The organism is Wolbachia endosymbiont (group B) of Parapoynx stratiotata, from assembly GCF_947250635.1.
In the GTDB taxonomy this organism is placed as follows: domain Bacteria; phylum Pseudomonadota; class Alphaproteobacteria; order Rickettsiales; family Anaplasmataceae; genus Wolbachia.
The window spans coordinates 1,245,459-1,263,516 of sequence record NZ_OX366335.1 but is presented as its reverse complement, the minus strand read 5'-3'; the positions used below and the strand labels follow the sequence as shown (position 1 = coordinate 1,263,516).

Sequence of the window (18,058 nt, the reverse complement as noted above, 5' to 3'; positions counted from 1 at the left end):
TTCTATTTTTAGAGAACTATATTATAATATTAGCATATTTTCTTAAAAAATCAACTAATCTTATAGTTAAATAAACTTGAGTATTTGGCGGGAATGTTATATATTAACCACTCCAAGAAGTGCAGTATGGACAATACTATTATAAGAAAATACGATATTAGAGGTGTGGTAGGCAGAGACCTGCAGATCAGTGATGGGTATGAAATAGGTAGAAAATTTGGTCAAACTGCAGCTAACGTTTGTGTAGGCTATGACAGCAGGATAGATTCACCAAGCATAGAAAAAGAATTAATCAGAGGCTTGATTTTATCCGGTGCGAATGTTATACGCGTTGGGCTCTGTTCTTCACCTATGCTCTACGCTGCAACAATGCAGGCAGATCTTGGGATTATGATCACTGCTTCTCATAACCCCAGAGAATATAACGGCTTTAAATTTTTCAGTAGTAAAAAAGTTTACTCAGATCAAGAAATGAAGGAAATTATAGGCAGTACAATTAAAAACAGCACGAAAATTGGAAGCTTAATTAACACGAATACATATAGTGAATACATTCACATATTAAAAAATGCACTAAAAAATAATACTACACGCAAGCTAAAGATAGCCTGGGATTTTGGCAATAGTCCAACAATTGTAAGGTATATTGAAAAAGTTTTACCAAGTCATATACACATCATAACCAATAACTCTATAGATGGGACGTTTCCACTGCATGACCCAGATCCCATAGAAGAAAAAAATCTTGCTCAGTTAATCAGTATTGTCAAGAAAGATAAATGTGATCTTGGTATTGCACTTGATGGTGATGGTGATAGGGTACGCTTGATTGATAATAAAGGTAATGTTGTTTCCAATGATCACTTGTTTATGATTTTTTCACGTGAAGTATTGGCGGAATACCCAAAAAGCAAAGTTATTGCCAACGTAAAAATGAGTATGAAAGTGCATGATTTCGTTAGCAAATTAGGAGGACAAATAATTACCTGTGCCACTGGACACTCACTAGTTAAGAAAAAGATGGTAGAAGAAGGGGCCAAGTTTGCCGGTGAACTCAGTGGGCATTTTTTCTTTTCTGAGTTAGGTTTTGATGATGGACTATATTCTGCTATTAAAGCCATTGACATTTTACTTAAGAAAAACCAAAGCCTATCTGAGGCGATTGAAGATTTACCAAAGTTATATATCACTCATGAAGTGAAAATTGTGGTGAAGGATGAGAAAAAATTTCAAATAATTGAATCAATCAAGGAGACACTAAAGCAGCAAAACATTGTATTTTCAGAGCTTGATGGAATTAAGGTAACTGATGATAAAGGTTGGTGGCTTCTTAGAGTATCAAATACGCAAAACTGCATAACAGCAAGATGTGAAGGAAATACCTTAGAAAATTTTGAACTCACTAAAAAAGTTTTGTTTTATTACATTGATGCACTAAAATTATACATTTAAATTTTTTTGATGATTTACTTATTCGTCAATGTTTGCAGTTTTGTTTGATTAGTAATAGGAATTGGTAACCTATGTCGCACTGCTGTGGATAACAGCTGTCTAATCTAGTTTAGCTATAGAAAATGCACACTCACTTTTCTTTATTGTTTTGAGGTTTTTCTTGATCAACCATTTCCTCACCAATCTCTTTTATTTTTAGTATCAATGACTCTGGTACATACATGTTAATTACTTCTTCTGTTGTCACAAATAAAGCCTGATAAGAGTGTGAATTTATTATCCAATTGGGCAATATGTCTTCTGCGTCTATTTTAGACTCTCCCTCTTTTTTATCATATACTGTGTGGCAATATAAGTGCACAGCAAAAAATAGTACATAAGAAAGCAATATTCCTCTGAGTGCTCCGACAAAGATTCCAGTAACTCTATCCATTAATCCCAACCTTATAGGTGATAATATGTACATTAGCCAGTTATTCATTGTCATGAATGTAAGATTAAGTATGATAAATACAGAGATTGTAGAAAGTATGTTTTTTGTAACTTTAGAGTCAAAATACTTACTATAATTTATAATAAAAAAATCATAGTAACTAGCTGTCAAAAAGACTGATAAGAGCAAGAACATTAATGCACATAGCTCTTTTATAAAACCTCTAGTTATCGATATTATTACACACAAGACAATAATAAAGATAATTAGGCTATCGAAAAACATATTTTGTATCTATATGATTTTCAAGATATAATAGTTGTAAATAACAAAGTTGTAAAATTAATTGTGTTGATATTTTATCAGCTGGTCTAAGTACCGAGCAATCATATCAACTTCTAAATTTAGGTAATTACCTGTTTTGTTATATTGAAAAGTTGTATTTTTCCATGTGTAGGGAATAATGTTCACAGTGAATTCTTGGTTGATAACTAAATTGACCGTAAGGGAAACTCCATCTAGCGTTACAGAACCTTTTTTTGCAATAAATTTAATTAATTCTTGTGGGCATGATAGTCTGATTTCATGAGATTCTAAATTTTGATTGATTGTTAAAATTTCTGTTGTGTCATCCACATGACCCTGAACCAAGTGGCCGTCAATTCTGTCACTCAGTTTCATTGCTTGTTCTAGGTTTATTTTTTTCCCTGTTTTCCACGTATTTAAGTTAGAAACCTTCATGGTTTCTTGAGATACTTGAACTGTGAATACATTGCTCATTATGTTGACAACAGTTAAACACACTCCGGAGCAGGATATTGAATCTCCTTTGTTTATAGAGGATAAATTTTGTGTCTCAATATGGAAGATTTGATCAGAGTTAGGGTGGATAGTGATATCAGTTATAGTGCCAATATCTTTGATAATTCCTTTAAACATGCAATAAAATAAATAATTATATCACAAAAGATCTTATTTGTTAGGTGCGCAAAGGAAGATCTTTTTTACTTATCTGCTCAATAGATTCTACAGAATATTCAGAATATAGAAAGTAAGCCAGGTTCAAAACGCACAGTGTAATTAATATTGGTAACCCTATGTTTAATGTTAGACCGATACTTTCCCTTTTTTCTGTTGGCACCAATTCCTTTAAAATTGACACTTTTCCCAGCGGCAAGTGCCATAGGCAGAGTGCTGACATAGAAGCTGCTACCAAAAATAGACAAAAATAAGTCTCTTTCGAGGAAAATACAGTCTTTAATGGTGATTTTAGAGTAATATCGGTGAGTTTATTCATTTTCAGTAAAGGATCTACAACTTTGCTTGGTAAAATTTCATGAGAAACATTTTTAAGCTGTGGAGAAGGTTGGCCTGAAACTAATTTAATCAACTGCTCTTTTTTTCTATATACTTGCTTTTGTAAATATTCTTTACCTAAAAGTGAATTATTAGGGGGTTGTGGCCTTTTGAGTACCTCTAGCACTTCTGATATCTCATTCGGCTCTAATATTTCATGTAGTTGTTTATCTTGGAAATAAATAATATTAAACACTGAGTTGAAAATATTGTAAAATGCATCTGAATCTTGATTTTTATATTCACTTATTACTTCTACGAATATTTCATCAAGTTTTTTTCCCTTGTGCTCAGCCAAATTATCTATCATAGCTACTCTAGCATCAAGTTGAACTTGTTTTATGATTGATTGTTTTTCCTCTTCTGATAGTTCTTGAGCTTGCTTTTTTGACTTCTTTTTTCTGTTAGCCTTAAAATAATCTGTGTGCGAAGTAGTTTGACCTATATCCCGCTCTATTTCTTGAGGGACTAAATTTCTTGTGGCATCCTCATTTTTAGCTTTTTCTGCATGCTTTAGCTGTTCATTCAAAAATGCCTCGATTTGTTGCAAGCTATTGAGGTTGATGTTTTTAACTTCTGTTTGTAGCGTTATTGTTATGCCCTGCAGGAGGATTTGAATTGGAGCATTACTTATGAATTCTTCTACAGTTTTATTAGCTTTATGGTAGTTATTGTGTAATTCTTCACTTTCTTTTGGTACTTTTATATTGGCTGTGAAGTTTTTCTCCTGAGAAAGGCAGGCTTTAAAAAAGTAAATTAAATGTTTTATTTGAGGTCCTATTGTATTAGGGTTTACCTCTGTTAGCAGCTTGAGCTTAAATGAAAACTCTTGTGTATCACTTGTAATATTTTGTGAGCGAATGGTTCTAATCTCCAGTACTTCATTAGAAAATGCCTTACTTATTTTTTTAGATCTATCCTTAAAAAACTTAGGTAAATCCTCAATTTTGTATTTTTTCTTAGTTTCTATGTTACTACTATGCATGAGTAAATTTTTTAATGTAGAGTGAAATAAAAAACATAATTAGTCAATAAATTAATAATTATAGCGCCCTTGCATAACAGCGGCGCGTTGGATTCAATAAGAGCAGAAGAAGTTACTTTACAAACCTCATCAGTTTCCTTATCATGACAATAAGAGTATTTATCCTTGTTTTTAATCTCTGCAGATTTAATAACAAAATTCAGTAAAAAACTCAGGTATATATTGGCAGATTACATAAAATTATAGCGGCTGCATGTCTTTTTTATTTTTTCTACATTCAGCCAAAACGCGCTTTAAATAAGCGTTAGCACATTATTACAATGCCAATTTACATTATAAAACTCACTACTGGGGGATTCTTTTGCCTTTTTTTCGCCTGGTAAATTTTTTAATATTTTGGATTAGTTAGGAGTCCTATAGAGATGTCATTCCAGCACTTGATGCTGGAATCCATACTTTCTGCAATCTCATCGAAAACGTTGTACCACTTTCTATGCTAGTTTGCTTGTGAGTAACTTGGATCCCAGTGTCTGGGCACTGGGATGACACCACAGAGAGCACTGGAATGACAAGAAGGAGAGTGCTTGGATGACAACTTTTTATGCGAATAGTTTTATTGATGATATTAAAGATTTCACTATAATGAAAGTTTAAGCTAGCGTTTTTAAGGTGAACAAAGAGCTAATAAGTGAAATACCTTTACTTGAAGATAAGGCAGTTTCTGAGATTGAAAATGCTGCTTCTTTGCAGGATTTAGAAAAAGTTAGGTTGTCATACTTGGGGAGAAAGGGTGTAGTAAAAGCTTATTTCGATGACTTAAAGAATATAGATGATGCAGGAGAAAAACGCGACCTAGGTGCAGTGATTAATGTTTTACGCAATAAGATAGACCAGCTTATAACAAGCAAAGAAAATGAACTAAAAGATAAAGAAGTTAAGTTAAAACTGCAAAATGAAGCAGTTGATATCACACTGCCTGTCAGACCAGAAAGAATTGGCAAGATTCATCCACTGAGCAAAGTTATAAGTGAAGTAAAGCTCATTTTTGCACATATGGGCTTCAAAGCAGTTGATGGTCCTGATATTGAAGATGAATTTCACGTGTTTGATGCGCTAAATACTCCAAGTCATCATCCTGCGCGAGAGGAGCAAGATACCTTCTACTTAAAGAATAAAATAAACGATAAAAGAATGGTGCTGCGCACTCATACCTCATCTGTGCAGATTAGAACTATGGAAAAGACAAAAGCTTTTCCAATTAAAATAGTAGCTGCAGGCAGGGTATACAGAAATGACTTTGATGCAACTCACACTCCTATGTTTCATCAGATAGAAGGGCTTTATGTTAATGAAAATGTCAATATGGGCCAATTAAAATTTACTATTCATCGCTTCCTTAGTAAATTTTTCGGAGATAAAGGTCTAAAAATACGCTTTCGTAATAGTTTTTTTCCTTTTACTGAGCCTTCTGCAGAAGTGGACATAAGTTATAAAGGTAGTAAATGGATTGAAGTACTTGGATGTGGTATGGTGCATCCAAATGTCTTTAAAAATGTTGGAATAGACCATACTAAATACAGTGGCTTTGCATTTGGGATTGGTATAGAAAGGCTAGCAATGCTGAAATATCAAATTAGTGATCTAAGGAGCTTTTACGACAATAGAGTTAGTTGGCTCAACCATTATGGTTTTCATTTTTTGTCTTTAAGATAAGTGACAAATAAATCTTATACATTTGTTGTACTTGCTGCTGGGCATGGTAAACGAATGAATTCAAGCTTGCCTAAGGTTCTGCACAAAATAGGTAATTTCTCCATGCTTGAGCATGTCATTTACAATGCAAAGCAGCTGAATCCTGAAAAAATAGTTATTGTAGTCGATTTGCCTTTAACTCAAAGGCTGGAATGCTTTAAGGATATAAAATTAATTACACAAGAGTCAACGCTCGGTACAGGGGATGCAGTCAAAATTGCAATGAGAAACCTGAAAGAATTGTCAGATATAGTTGTTGTGCAGTATGGGGATACTCCACTAATAAAAAGCAGCACAATAACTAAAATGATAAGCTGCTTAGGAGAGAGCAATGCTTTAGTTTGTCTTGGGTTTAAAACTAATAATAAAGGATACGGTAGACTAATTATTGAGAACGGCTCCCTAAGAGAAATCGTAGAAGCACAAAATGGTAGAAATAATGATGAGGAATTTCTTGCTAATGCCGGAATAATGGTTGCACGTGAAAAGAATCTACGTGAATTGGTGGAGAAAATAGAGTGTAATAACCAAGCTCATGAATATTACTTGACCGATATCGTTGCCATTGCAGTAAAGAGTAATTTAAATGTCGGCTATATTACTGCTGACGAAGAGGAGGCAACTGGTATAAATAATAGGAATGACCTTGTAAAAGCTGAGTTTTACTTTCAAGAAGAAAAAAGAAAGTTTTTCACTAACTCTGGAGTAACGCTTGTTGCTCCAGAAACTGTTTTCTTCTCTCTTGATACGCAAATTGGTATGGATTCGATTGTTTACCCATACGTTTTTTTTGGTCCTGGAGTAAAAATAGGATCTGGTGTTAGGGTTGGTCCATTTGCCAAATGTGAAAATACAACAATAGGTGATGGTGCAATCATAGGTAATTTTGTTGAAACAAAAGCAAGTGATATAGGTATAAATACTAAGATAAAGCATTTAAGTTATATAGGAAATACTCAGGTAGGGCAGGGGAGTAACATAGGTGCAGGTACCGTTATTTGTAATTATGATGGGAAAAAGAAACATAAAACAAATATTGGAAGCAATTGTTTTATTGGTGCCAATAGTTCATTAATTGCACCGCTTAATGTTCATGATGACTCTCTAGTTGCAGCAGGTAGCGTTATAGTAGAGGATGTGCCAGAGAAAAGTCTTGCAATTGCAAGAGAAAGGCAAATAACTAAGAAAATAAAATAACTCTAATTTTTATTACGCGAATTATGTTATTTTTAACATATGCATTAGTATACATGTATATCAATATACATGTTAAAAATGAAAAAGTTGCTTATTTTGGTGGTCTGTTGTTTCCTGTCAGTACCGTCTTCTGGAGTTGATTGGATTAAAGATAGAATCTATACTTCTTTGTCATATAGCCGGCTTGGTGTTAATTATGATGTTGGTTTTCACTATACAAATAGCACTAAAATTTCAGTTGGCTATGTAATCAAACCTATTATTAATTCTGTAATCAAACCTACTCTTGATGAAGAATTTGGAGGAGTTATGGGGCTTATGGCAAAGCTTCATTATCATCATAAATTTGAAGGTACGGATATTACTCCTTATATTACTGCTGGTGTTGGTACTGTTATAGTTCGTACAATGAAGGCTAAACCTAAAATAAGTAGAGCTGATAATGTAGGTGGAAACATAAGTACCCTATTGGCAGAGGTTTTCAAAACTATAGTCAATGATAAATTTTTTTCTTATCAAATAGGTGCTGGTATTAATCTTCCACTTTCTGAAAGAACAAGTGTTTTTGCTGGCTACAAATTGCAAAGGTTTCATAAAATTTTCCATGGAATTGAGCTAGGAATGAGCTTTAATTTGTAAACTCTGATTGAATATTTTTAGTAAAGGCTAGTGGGAAATTATATTGAAGCGAAAGTAAGTGATGTAGACTCAAATGATGATTGCAGCAGATAGTGAAAGATATGCCAATTTGCAATTGCAAGAGAAAGACAAATAACAAAAAAAATAAAATAATTCCAATTTTTTACTTGCAATTTATACTATTTTTAATATTTATATGCTTGTATATGCATATATTAATCTTTGGAGGATAAAAATGAAAAAGTTACTTACTTTGTTGGCTTGCTGTTCTTTGTCAGCACCGTCTTTTGGAGTTGATTGGGTTAAAGATAGAACCTACACCTCTTCGTCGTATGGCATGCTTGGTATTAATTATGATCTTGGCTATCACTGTACAGATAGCATTAAAATTTCATTTGGTCCTGCAGTTAAACTTGTTATGAGTGAAGGGATTTTAGACGCGGGACTTATGGCAAAGCTTCATTATCATCATAAATTTGAAAATACAGATATTACTCCTTATGTTACTTTTGGTGTAGGAGGAGTTGCTAAAATTCCTCTTTCAGAAAATCAAGGGCCAGACGTAGAAGAATTTTTTTCTTATCAAATAGGTTCTGGTATTAATCTTCCACTTTCTGAGAGAACAAGTGTTTTTGCTGGCTACAAGCTGCAGAAGTTTCATGAACTTTCGCATGGGGTTGAATTTGGAATGAGTTTTAATTTGTAAGCTCCGATTGAATGTTTTTAGTGAAGTCTGGTTTGAATTTTTGTTGAAAAAAAGCAAGTGATATAGGCTAAAATGATGATTGCGGTAGGTAACAAAATGTGACAAAGAGAAGTTTGGCAATTGCAAAAGAAAGGCAAGTAGCTAAGAAAGTGATTCCGATTTTATTATGTAAGTTATGTAATTTTTAACTTTTCTGTGAGTATATATGCGTATATTCATGGTTAGAGGGTAAAAATGAAAAAATTACTTACTTTAGTAGTCTGCTGTTCTCTGTCAGCACCGTCTTTTGGAGTTGATTGGATTAGAGATAGAATCTATACTTCGTCGTCATATGGCAATCTTGGTGTTAATTATGATCTTGGTTATCACTATACAGATAGTGTTAAAATTTCGGTTGGTTCTGTAGTTAAACCTATTCTCACTATTCTCAATAGTCAGTATAACCTTGCTGGACTAGAGTTGGGACTTATGGCAAAGCTTCATTATCATCATCAATTTGAAAGTACGGATATTACTCCTTATATTACTTTTGGCACAGGAGGCATTATTGCAATGTCTCAAAAACAAGAAGGATTTTTTTCCTACCAGATAGGTTCTGGTATTAATCTTCCACTTTCTGAGAGAACGAATGTTTTTGCTGGCTACAAACTTCACAAGTTCAGTGAGTTTTCTCATGGGTTTGAACTTGGAATGAGTTTTAATTTGTAAGCTCCGATTGAATGTTTTTAGTGAAAGCTTGAGTTTTTGTTAACGTCGTAAAGTTTTCATGAGACTAAGAGAATTTGAGAGTAGTCAAGTTTTAAAACTTGACTACTCTCCACGAGGAAAAGCAGATAAAGGTAGAAGTATTTCATGTTTTTATTTATATTGACAGTATGTGTAACATCATTTACGATTAGTGTTAATAACAATAATTGATATTTGTCATGTTTGCAGTAATCGAAACTGGTGGAAAGCAGTATTTAGTAAAAAAAGGCAGCATAATTAAAGTAGAAAGATTACAAGCTGAAGAAAAAGAGGAAGTGGAAATCAATAAAGTGATTTGTGTTTCAAGTAATGGCTTATCTTGTTCATCTAATGCTGTTGTTAAAGCTGAAGTACTGGAGCAGTGTAGAGATAAAAAAATTATAATCTTTAAGAAAAAGAGAAGAAAAAATTACCGTAGGAAAAATGGTCATAGGCAGTATATTACTGTTCTTCGTATCAATGAAATTAGTCTTCAAAAGTAAGAGGTAAGATATGGCAACTAAAAAATCAGGTGGTAGTTCCTGTAATGGTAGAGATTCGGCAGGGCGTCGGCTCGGGATAAAGAAGAATGGTGGGGTTATTCCAGGTAACATAATTGTACGTCAAAGAGGTACAAAATTTCATCCTGGAAAGAATGTTGGTATGGGTAAAGATCATACGATTTTTGCTAAAACGAAAGGCTGGGTGAGTTTTAGAAAATCAGCAAATAAAAAGACGTTTATTGATGTTGTGCCTACAGATGATATGCAAGCCTTGGCTTGAATAGATACGGGTCTGTAGCTCAGGTGGTTAGAGCGCACGCCTGATAAGCGTGAGGTCGGAGGTTCAACTCTTCCCAGACCCACCATTTAAATTTGCAATAGTTTTGATATTGTGTAACTAAACGATGGTTTTACATAAGAATTCAGTAACCAGTGAATCAGTAGCAGCCGGTCATCCAGATAAAGTAGCAGACCAGATTTCAGATGCAATACTTGACGAATACCTTTTTAATGACTCTTCCTCTCGTACTGCAATAGAGACTTTAGTTACTAAAGATAATGTTATTATAGCTGGGGAAGTATTTGGGCCGAACATTGAAAATAGCAAGATTGAAAGTATTGTACGGAATACAATAAAAGATATTGGTTATGAGCATGATGGTTTCCACTGGGAAACAGTGAAAGTAAATATATTACTACATGAACAATCAAATGACATTGCAATAGGTGTGGATCAAGGTGCTGGGGATCAGGGCATAATGTATGGCTATGCAACAATAGAGACAGAAAGCCTCATGCCAGCACCCATTTTTTATGCACACTCGATTCTGAGAAATATCATGAGTATGGTCAAAGAGGTAAAGCTTGGTCCGGATGCAAAATCGCAAATCACTTTGGCGTATGAGAATAACCTTCCAGTGCGTGCTGAAAGTATTGTTGTTTCAATACAGCATCTTGAGGATCTGAGTCAATCGAAAGTGAAGGAAATAATTTATCCTTACATAGCTTCATCTTTACCTGAAGGGTGGATGTGCCCTAAAGAAAATCTCTTAGTCAATCCAACAGGTAGATTTGTTATTGGTGGACCAGTTGGTGATTGTGGATTAACCGGACGAAAAGTTATGGTTGATACTTATGGAGGCTATATTCCACACGGTGGAGGAGCGTTTTCTGGAAAAGATGCAACAAAAGTTGATAGATCCGCAGCTTATATGGCGAGATACCTTGCTAAAAATATTGTCTTTGCAGGTTTAGCTGAACGTTGTCTTGTGCAGCTTTCTTATGCAATTGGTGTCTCAAAACCTACTTCATTTTACATTGATACATTTGGCACGAATACAATAGATGAAGAGAGGATTAAAGGGTTTATTGAAGGTAACATAGATTTATCAACTAAAGGCATAATCAGACATTTATCACTTAATCGTCCTATATATAAACGTACAGCCTGCTATGGGCATTTTGGTAAAAAGTTAGAAAGTGATGGTGGATTTTCTTGGGAAGGTGTGGACTTATCTACTGATTTTTGTAAAGAATTTAATATAGAAGAAGAAAAGAGAGAATTTCTTTAAACTATTAAACTCTTTTATTTCTAGCTTGATACTTATATAATAACTTATTATAAATTGTAAGTAACTCTTTAGTAACTATACTAGTTTTAATATTTATGAGGCTTGCAAGATGTCCGACAAACCAAAAGAAGAATTTTATGATATTGCTATAAAAGAATCATCTGGTCTTATTGAAAAAATAAAAGGACATCCTTTCAATGTTGAGTTGATGAATAATACGCTAGATTATGAAAAGTTCAAATTTTATCTTCAGCAGGATTTTTTATATTTAGTGGACTGTACTCGTGCTTTATTGATTATTGCAGCTAAAGTTCATGACATTGAAATAATGAGCAGCTTAATAAATGTGGCAAGAGGAACATTTGATGTTCGGAGGCAATATAAAGAACATTTTGGAGATTGTGATTTATCTGATAATCACAAAAAATCAAGATCCTGTTCTGCCTTTACTGACTTTTTCATGCGCGCTGCATATCACAGTTCTGTTGCTGAAGCTTTATCAGCATCTTACCCTTGCTTTAACATATACCAAATCATTCTACATAATATGATGAGTGAGCTAACACTCGATGAGGTTAAAAATAGCAAGTACGAAGGATGGGTCAATATTTACAATAGCAAAGCAATGAATGCTGCAATTGATGAGTTTACTAATGTTACGAATAAATTTTATAAGAAAGCTGGAGATTGTGAAAAAAGAAGGATGCATGAGTTTTTTAAGAGAGGTCTAGAGCTAGAAATAATGTTTTGGGATGAGATGTATTCTCTAGCATAGTCTGTAGTATTAACACTAAATTATATTCTAGTTTATGTGATGTTCAGTGGTATAATTAAGAGCTATTATGGGTCAAATCTTTTAAAGGATATTATTGAGCATCCTTTCAATGTTGAATTAGCAAATAATACTTTAAATATAGAAAACTTCAAATTTTATATACAACAAGATGCATTCTTTTTAGCTGATTATGTTCGTACTGTTTTAATGATTGCATCAAAAATGGAGAGTTGTAACAACATTGTTCCATTTATTGAGGTGGCTAAAGGGGTAGTAGAGATTATGAAAGTGTTATACAACCACTACTTTGCTGTGTATTCCATAAATCGTGGAGAAAAGTCGCTTGAGTGTTTCAATTTTACTAACTTTCTTTTGTCTACTTCATATAGTAACGTTTATGAAGCTGTAACAGTTCTCTACTCTTGCCATTTTATATATAAAGTTGTTGTTAATAGTATGAGAAATAAAATTAAAAAAAATAATAGGTATAAGGATTGGCTTGATTTTTTTGGCAGTAGCTTGATGGAATCTGGATGTGTTGCTTTGGAAGGTATTGTTGACGAGTATTGTAACAAAGTAAGGGAAAGTGAAAGGACCAGAATGCTTGAATTATTTAAAATAACTGCACAATTTGAGTTAGACTTTTGGAACAGCGCATATAATTTTTCAAGATTTAATCAATTTCCTAAGAAATATTGACAATTTTAAGCTAATTTGTATGCTTAATACGTATTTTTGAAGATGATATGAAAAGTAAAGAACATGATTTTCATTTAGTGGACCCAAGTCCCTGGCCAATTGCTATATCAGCAGCAATTCTTGTTCTTGCACTTGGATTAGTTGGTACACTCCATAAACAAATTTCTGGAATATTTGGTTTAGTTTTGGGAATCTCTGCGGTATCAGGAGTGCTGTTTTATTGGTGGAGAGATGTAATAAGAGAAGCAATTTATGATAAATGCCATACTGCCATTGTAAAACATGGACTCAAGCTTGCAATGTACTTATTTATCCTCTCGGAAGTTGTGTTTTTTATAGCGTTCTTTTGTTCATTCTTTAAAGCCTGGCTTGATCCGGTTTTTTTATTTGAAGCGTTTTCTCCTACAAAAAAAGTTGAATGGCCCCCTGAAGGGATTTTACCACCGGATCCGTGGTCGTTACCATTTATGAATACACTAATATTATTGCTTTCTGGTACAACAATTACTTCAGCACATCATTTTTTACTTGAAAATGATAAAAAAAGCATGATTAAAATGCTGTCTATAACTATATTGCTTGGGATGTTCTTTATAATAGTGCAAGCAATCGAATATCATGAAGCAAGTTTTTCTTTGCGAGAAACAGGAGAAAAACTTATTTATACATCTAACTTTTACATGATTACTGGGTTTCATTGTGTGCATGTTATAATAGGAATAATATTTTTGTCAGTATGCTTATTTAGAGCTCGAAAAGGTCAATTTACACCTCAAGATCACTTATGCTTTGAGTTTGCTTCTTGGTATTGGCACTTTGTCGATCTAGTATGGATATTTTTATTTCTGTTTATTTATTGGTTAAGCCTTTATTAAGTGATTAAAATAATAGGCCTAGATCCAGGGATGAGTAAGACTGGTTGGGCCATTATTAGACTGGAAGAAAAGAATAATATTAAATTTTTGGGTGGCGGTACCATATCAACTGATGGTAAATTGGGTGTAGGTGAACGTCTACATATAATTTTTGAACAATTAAAGAAAGTAATTTTCCTATACTCTCCAAATGAAGCTGCTGTGGAAAAAATTTTTATTAATAAGAATCCAAAATCTTCGCTAACTTTAGGATATGCAAGAGCAATTGCAATTTTAATATTACGAATGACGGATTTACCCATGAATGAATATGATGCAAACTATATAAAAAAGAGCATTACTGGAAATGGTCATGCTGATAAGGGTCAGATTATATTTATGGTCAAGCAAATAGTTAAAAGCTCAAATATAAAATGTCACCATACTGCTGATGCTCTTGCTACAGCAATTTGTCATGCTTATACGAAAAATTTTTGTTTTATGGGAATTGGTAGTTAATTCAAATTTTAAACTTGTAAGGCGTGGATTTTTGAAATCTTGCATCTAATTATAAATACATATCAGTTATCAGATTTAGAATATAGCAGAAATTGCTGCAGCAATAATATAACTATCTTCTATCTATAATGAAGACAAGTAGTGAATCACTATTTGCGATTCACTTTTTATCTGTTTAAGCTTTACTATCTTTCTACGGAGTTTTTAGCTTCAATTTGTAAACTATTTATTTTTGTTGCTAAAGGTTTACCTATTGTGCTGGAATTTGTGGATGACTGTTCTTTCTCTCGTGACCTATTTTTGGACAGTATCTTTCTTATTTCTTGAATATTGCTCTCTCTTTCTTCTCGAGTCGGTAATGTTGCAGTATAAGACTGATCTTCACGCAGCTTTATATAAGAATGCTCTTTACCACCAAATTTATAATTTCCAGTCATATTTTGTATAATTATCTGGACCTTTTCATAACTATAACTAAGCAGATCATTAGGCTTGTTTCCGTAATAATCAACAGCGTTTAAATCAGCTCCTTTATCCAATAATTTTTGTATTAGCTCGGAAGAGTCGCCCCTCAGGCATGCTATATGTAAAGGTGTCATACCGTTACCGAGATGAATACAATTTATATCAAGATCTTCTCTTTCTAGTAATTTATTTATAATGTTTTTTTGTTGTAATGAGGGTTGAGGGCCTTTATGTTCAGTGTTGGCATGATTGTAGCCTTTGGCTATAGAAAGAAGAATAGGATTATTTCCATATCGTAGGTTATACTTATTAATGTTTTTGGTTTGATTAATGAGATATCCAATTCTTTTGCTGTTTGAATTTGATATATCCATCATAAGCTGAGTATTGTCACTTATAGCAGCTGTAATACTACCACCAGTAAAGCGAGGCATATCATATTTTTCTGGAGATAACAATTTAATATGGTTATTATCGAACTGAAAGCGACATATTACTAATCCAAGATCTCCGCCAGTTCTCTGAAATTTTTGATAACTTTGAGGAGATTCAAACTCTCTAACAAGCTTAAGTTGCCCTTCCTCCTGTAAATAGCAAATCTCTGTGTACTTGCTAAGTTTTAGTTTATTCTGTGCAAGATATTTGAGGGTACGGGCCACAAGTTTCCCATTCTCTTCACAATAGTATATTCTGTACACATAGTACATTCCCTTGCTTACTAATTCACACGTATCATAGTAATCTTGGTAACTTTCTCTAACAATCTGATCAATTTTTTCTTTATGTGCACCAAATTCATGATTTTGCAACGAAAGATGTTTATACAATATTTCTTTAAACTTCTTTTCATCTAGCTTTGATGACGGTTCTGTAAAGTATTTTAATGAAGGTTGAGTATTTTTTATGAGCTGTTTCACGGTTTCATTCATAGTTATCTTCTCATTTACATGCTTAAATTATACCAATATTTTTAATATTGTCAATAATTAGATTAATTATCTCATTTATAATTATAATAACTTAATATATCTCTCTCTTGTTTAATAGTTAGTGTTGTGAATTAAGCTAAAAAAATGACAGAAACGGAACCAATAGCTATTTAATTGCATTTATCTTATCCAATGTTCGTTGCAGAATAATACATGCAGCAATTTTATCATCTATTTTTTTTGATTTTGTGATTGATATTCCAGTAATTTTTAGTGCGTGAGTTGCAAGAGATGTTGATAGACTTTCGTCTTGTAGGTATATGTGTACTTTGCATTTTTTTATTATTTTATTTGCAAACTGGATTATTACTTTGCACCATTCGGTCTCTTGTTCATCTATTGTGAATGGTAGTCCTATTACCATTGATCCAGCTTCATTTTCTTTAAGCACTCTATTTAGATAACCTAAATCTTTGCTCATATTTCTTCTATAATATATACTATGAGCTGTAGCTATAAGCTGTGTTTTATCACTAAATGCTATGCCTATTTGTTTTTCTCCCATATCAAGGCACATTATACGTTTATCTCTTGGAATAGACTTTAGAAATTCATCTGGATTTCTATGTAGCATCTATGAAAACATAACTTTTGTACAATTGTATTTTTGTGACAGTAAGTTATGTACAGTCTACTGGCATGATAGACATTCATCATAATTAATATCTGTTTTTTGTTGCAATATTTCACTTTTTTTGAATATGTCATGTGAGACCTTGTCAGCTCTCTGCATTGATTGTGATCTGCAATAATACAAGCTTTTTAATCCTTTTTTCCAAGCAAGCATATGTATTTTGTGTAAGTAACGTTTATGCACATTGGCAGGTAAGAACAGATTTACTGATTGAGATTGACAAATATAAGGAGTTCTATCACTTGCATGTTCTATGATCCATTGTTGATCAAGTTCGTATGCTGTTTTAAATGTCAGTTTTTCATGCTTGCTAAGAAAATCTAAATGCTGAACAGAACCCTCATTTGTTGAAATTGAGGACCATGTTTCATCATTGTCTTGATTTTTTTCTGCTAGTAGTTTTTGCAAGAATTTATTTCGTACTACAAATGAACCTGTAAGTGTCTTCTGTATAAATACGTTTGCTGCATACGGCTCTATTCCAGGAGAAGTGTTGCCTGCGATAATCGAAATTGAGGCAGTTGGAGCAATAGCGAGCTTATGTGTAAACCTTTCCATTAGATCGATTTCTTTAGCGTCAAGACATGGCCCTTTTTCTTCTGCTAATTTTTTAGAAACTACATCCGCTTGCTCGCGCAAATGCTTAAATACTTTTTTATTCCATTGTTGGGCTGTTACTGATTCAAAAGGAACCATTTTACTTTGTAAAAATGAATGAAAGCCCATCACACCAAGACCGATACTACGCTCTCTTATTGCGGAATATTTTGCTCGCTGTATTTCATTTGGTGCGTGGTTTATGAAATCCTCTAATACATTATCAAGAAAACGCATTATATCTTCTATGAAAAGCTCATTATCTTTCCATTCTTCGTAGTATTCAAGATTTACGGATGATAAACAACATACAGCAGTGCGTGACTTTTTCAGGTGATCGTAACCTGTAGTTAAAGTTATTTCACTGCATAGGTTTGACATTTTGATGTCTAAGTTGAGCTTTTTGTAAGATTCTGGCTTATTGTTATTTGTTGCATCAAGGAAAATAATGTAAGGTTCTCCAGTTTCAACTCTTGCTGTTAATATTTTAATCCATATATCCCGTGCTTTTACTGTTGAAATAACTTTATTGTTATGAGGGCTTATTAAATCCCATTCTTGATCATCTTCAACAGCTTGCATAAACTTATCTGTTACTATTACAGCATGATGTATATTTAATGCTTTGCGATTTGGGTCACCACCAGTTGGCTTACGTAAATCTAGAAACTCTTCTATTTCTGGATGCCATACAGGAAGATAAACTGCTGAGCTTCCTCTTCTTAAGGATCCTTGGCTGATTGCAAGCGTCAGAGCGTTTTGTACTACGATAAATGGCACAATTCCTGATGTTTTACCGCTACCTTTGACACTTTCACCAATTGAACGTAAATTTCCCCAATAACTACCTATTCCACCACCACGTGCAGCGAGCCAAACATTTTCATTCCATAGATCAACTATTCCCTTCAAGCTATCTTCAGTTTCATTAAGAAAGCAGGAAATAGGCAATCCTCTTTTGGTACCGCCGTTACTAAGTATTGGTGTTGAAGGCATGAACCACAAGTTGCTCATATAATCATAAAGACGTTGTGCATGTTTTCTATCATCAGAATAGTAATTAGCAATACGTATAAAGAGATCTTGATAACTTTCATTTTCTATTAAATACCTATCCAATAGAACTGCTTTTCCAAAATCGGTTAATTTACTATCTTTTGCGTAATTAATAGTAATGTAATTCATAAGGCTCCTTTTATGATAATA

General features: G+C 33.3%; 19 protein-coding genes and 1 tRNA gene. 14 read left to right on the top strand and 6 right to left on the bottom strand.

The annotated features are described in order from the left end of the window. Positions 1-126: 126 nt before the first annotated feature. On the top strand, positions 127-1,452 hold the full coding sequence (locus OOT12_RS05860) for a phosphomannomutase/phosphoglucomutase (RefSeq protein ID WP_264374601.1): 1,326 nt from the start codon (positions 127-129) through the stop codon (positions 1,450-1,452). A 130-nt stretch (positions 1,453-1,582) separates the two neighbouring features. On the opposite strand, the gene OOT12_RS05855 is transcribed toward OOT12_RS05860, so the two are convergent. The 3 genes from OOT12_RS05855 to OOT12_RS05845 are packed head-to-tail and all read right to left on the bottom strand — an operon-like array spanning position 1,583 to position 4,226. Then, entirely contained in the window at positions 1,583-2,170 is a 588-nt protein-coding gene (locus tag OOT12_RS05855) for a CvpA family protein (protein ID WP_264374602.1), read from the bottom strand. A 57-nt stretch (positions 2,171-2,227) separates the two neighbouring features. Continuing rightward, entirely contained in the window at positions 2,228-2,824 is a 597-nt protein-coding gene (locus tag OOT12_RS05850) for a riboflavin synthase (RefSeq protein ID WP_264374603.1), read from the bottom strand. Positions 2,825-2,864: 40 nt separating this feature from the next. Beyond that, positions 2,865-4,226 carry a hypothetical protein gene (locus OOT12_RS05845; RefSeq protein ID WP_264374604.1) on the bottom strand — a complete coding sequence of 454 codons (1,362 nt, stop codon included), beginning with the start codon at positions 4,224-4,226 and terminating at the stop codon, positions 2,865-2,867. Positions 4,227-4,895: 669 nt separating this feature from the next. Between OOT12_RS05845 and pheS the strand changes: the two genes are divergently transcribed. From pheS to ruvC, 13 genes are all read left to right on the top strand, one after another. After that, entirely contained in the window at positions 4,896-5,939 is a 1,044-nt protein-coding gene (pheS, locus tag OOT12_RS05840; protein WP_264374605.1) for a phenylalanine--tRNA ligase subunit alpha, read from the top strand. Then, on the top strand, positions 5,940-7,175 hold the full coding sequence (locus OOT12_RS05835) for an NTP transferase domain-containing protein (protein WP_264374606.1): 1,236 nt from the start codon (positions 5,940-5,942) through the stop codon (positions 7,173-7,175). A gap of 78 nt (positions 7,176-7,253) precedes the next feature. After that, entirely contained in the window at positions 7,254-7,814 is a 561-nt protein-coding gene (locus OOT12_RS05830) for an outer membrane protein (protein ID WP_264376502.1), read from the top strand. A gap of 235 nt (positions 7,815-8,049) precedes the next feature. Further along, a complete protein-coding gene (locus tag OOT12_RS05825; protein WP_264376501.1) occupies positions 8,050-8,520 on the top strand; it encodes a P44/Msp2 family outer membrane protein in 471 nt (156 codons plus the stop codon). A gap of 234 nt (positions 8,521-8,754) precedes the next feature. After that, positions 8,755-9,228 carry a P44/Msp2 family outer membrane protein gene (locus OOT12_RS05820; RefSeq protein WP_264376500.1) on the top strand — a complete coding sequence of 158 codons (474 nt, stop codon included), beginning with the start codon at positions 8,755-8,757 and terminating at the stop codon, positions 9,226-9,228. Positions 9,229-9,446: 218 nt separating this feature from the next. Next, on the top strand, positions 9,447-9,749 hold the full coding sequence (rplU, locus tag OOT12_RS05815; RefSeq protein WP_015588327.1) for a 50S ribosomal protein L21: 303 nt from the start codon (positions 9,447-9,449) through the stop codon (positions 9,747-9,749). A 10-nt stretch (positions 9,750-9,759) separates the two neighbouring features. Next, a complete protein-coding gene (rpmA, locus tag OOT12_RS05810; protein ID WP_264374607.1) occupies positions 9,760-10,029 on the top strand; it encodes a 50S ribosomal protein L27 in 270 nt (89 codons plus the stop codon). 8 nt (positions 10,030-10,037) lie between these two features. Then, a tRNA-Ile gene (locus tag OOT12_RS05805) sits at positions 10,038-10,114 on the top strand. A 39-nt stretch (positions 10,115-10,153) separates the two neighbouring features. Continuing rightward, positions 10,154-11,320 carry a methionine adenosyltransferase gene (gene metK, locus OOT12_RS05800; RefSeq protein WP_264374608.1) on the top strand — a complete coding sequence of 389 codons (1,167 nt, stop codon included), beginning with the start codon at positions 10,154-10,156 and terminating at the stop codon, positions 11,318-11,320. 109 nt (positions 11,321-11,429) lie between these two features. Further along, the gene (locus OOT12_RS05795; protein WP_264374609.1) at positions 11,430-12,095 is read left to right on the top strand and encodes a TenA family protein; all 666 of its coding nucleotides are present in this window, start codon (positions 11,430-11,432) and stop codon (positions 12,093-12,095) included. A gap of 39 nt (positions 12,096-12,134) precedes the next feature. Next, on the top strand, positions 12,135-12,794 hold the full coding sequence (locus tag OOT12_RS05790) for a TenA family protein (protein WP_264374610.1): 660 nt from the start codon (positions 12,135-12,137) through the stop codon (positions 12,792-12,794). A 47-nt stretch (positions 12,795-12,841) separates the two neighbouring features. Next, a complete protein-coding gene (locus OOT12_RS05785; protein ID WP_264374611.1) occupies positions 12,842-13,669 on the top strand; it encodes a cytochrome c oxidase subunit 3 in 828 nt (275 codons plus the stop codon). Then, complete coding sequence (gene ruvC / locus OOT12_RS05780) at positions 13,670-14,167, top strand: crossover junction endodeoxyribonuclease RuvC (RefSeq protein WP_012481999.1); 498 nt, start codon at positions 13,670-13,672, stop codon at positions 14,165-14,167. A gap of 185 nt (positions 14,168-14,352) precedes the next feature. On the opposite strand, the gene OOT12_RS05775 is transcribed toward ruvC, so the two are convergent. The 3 genes from OOT12_RS05775 to OOT12_RS05765 form a co-directional block, all read right to left on the bottom strand. Then, positions 14,353-15,561, bottom strand: a complete 1,209-nt coding sequence (locus OOT12_RS05775; RefSeq protein ID WP_264685251.1) for an ankyrin repeat domain-containing protein — start codon at positions 15,559-15,561, stop codon at positions 14,353-14,355. A 166-nt stretch (positions 15,562-15,727) separates the two neighbouring features. Next, positions 15,728-16,195 (bottom strand): Holliday junction resolvase RuvX, encoded by a 468-nt coding sequence (gene ruvX / locus OOT12_RS05770; RefSeq protein ID WP_012482000.1) that lies wholly within the window; start codon positions 16,193-16,195, stop codon positions 15,728-15,730. 57 nt (positions 16,196-16,252) lie between these two features. Continuing rightward, the gene (locus tag OOT12_RS05765; protein ID WP_264374613.1) at positions 16,253-18,037 is read right to left on the bottom strand and encodes a ribonucleoside-diphosphate reductase subunit alpha; all 1,785 of its coding nucleotides are present in this window, start codon (positions 18,035-18,037) and stop codon (positions 16,253-16,255) included. Between the last annotated feature and the right edge of the window lie 21 nt (positions 18,038-18,058).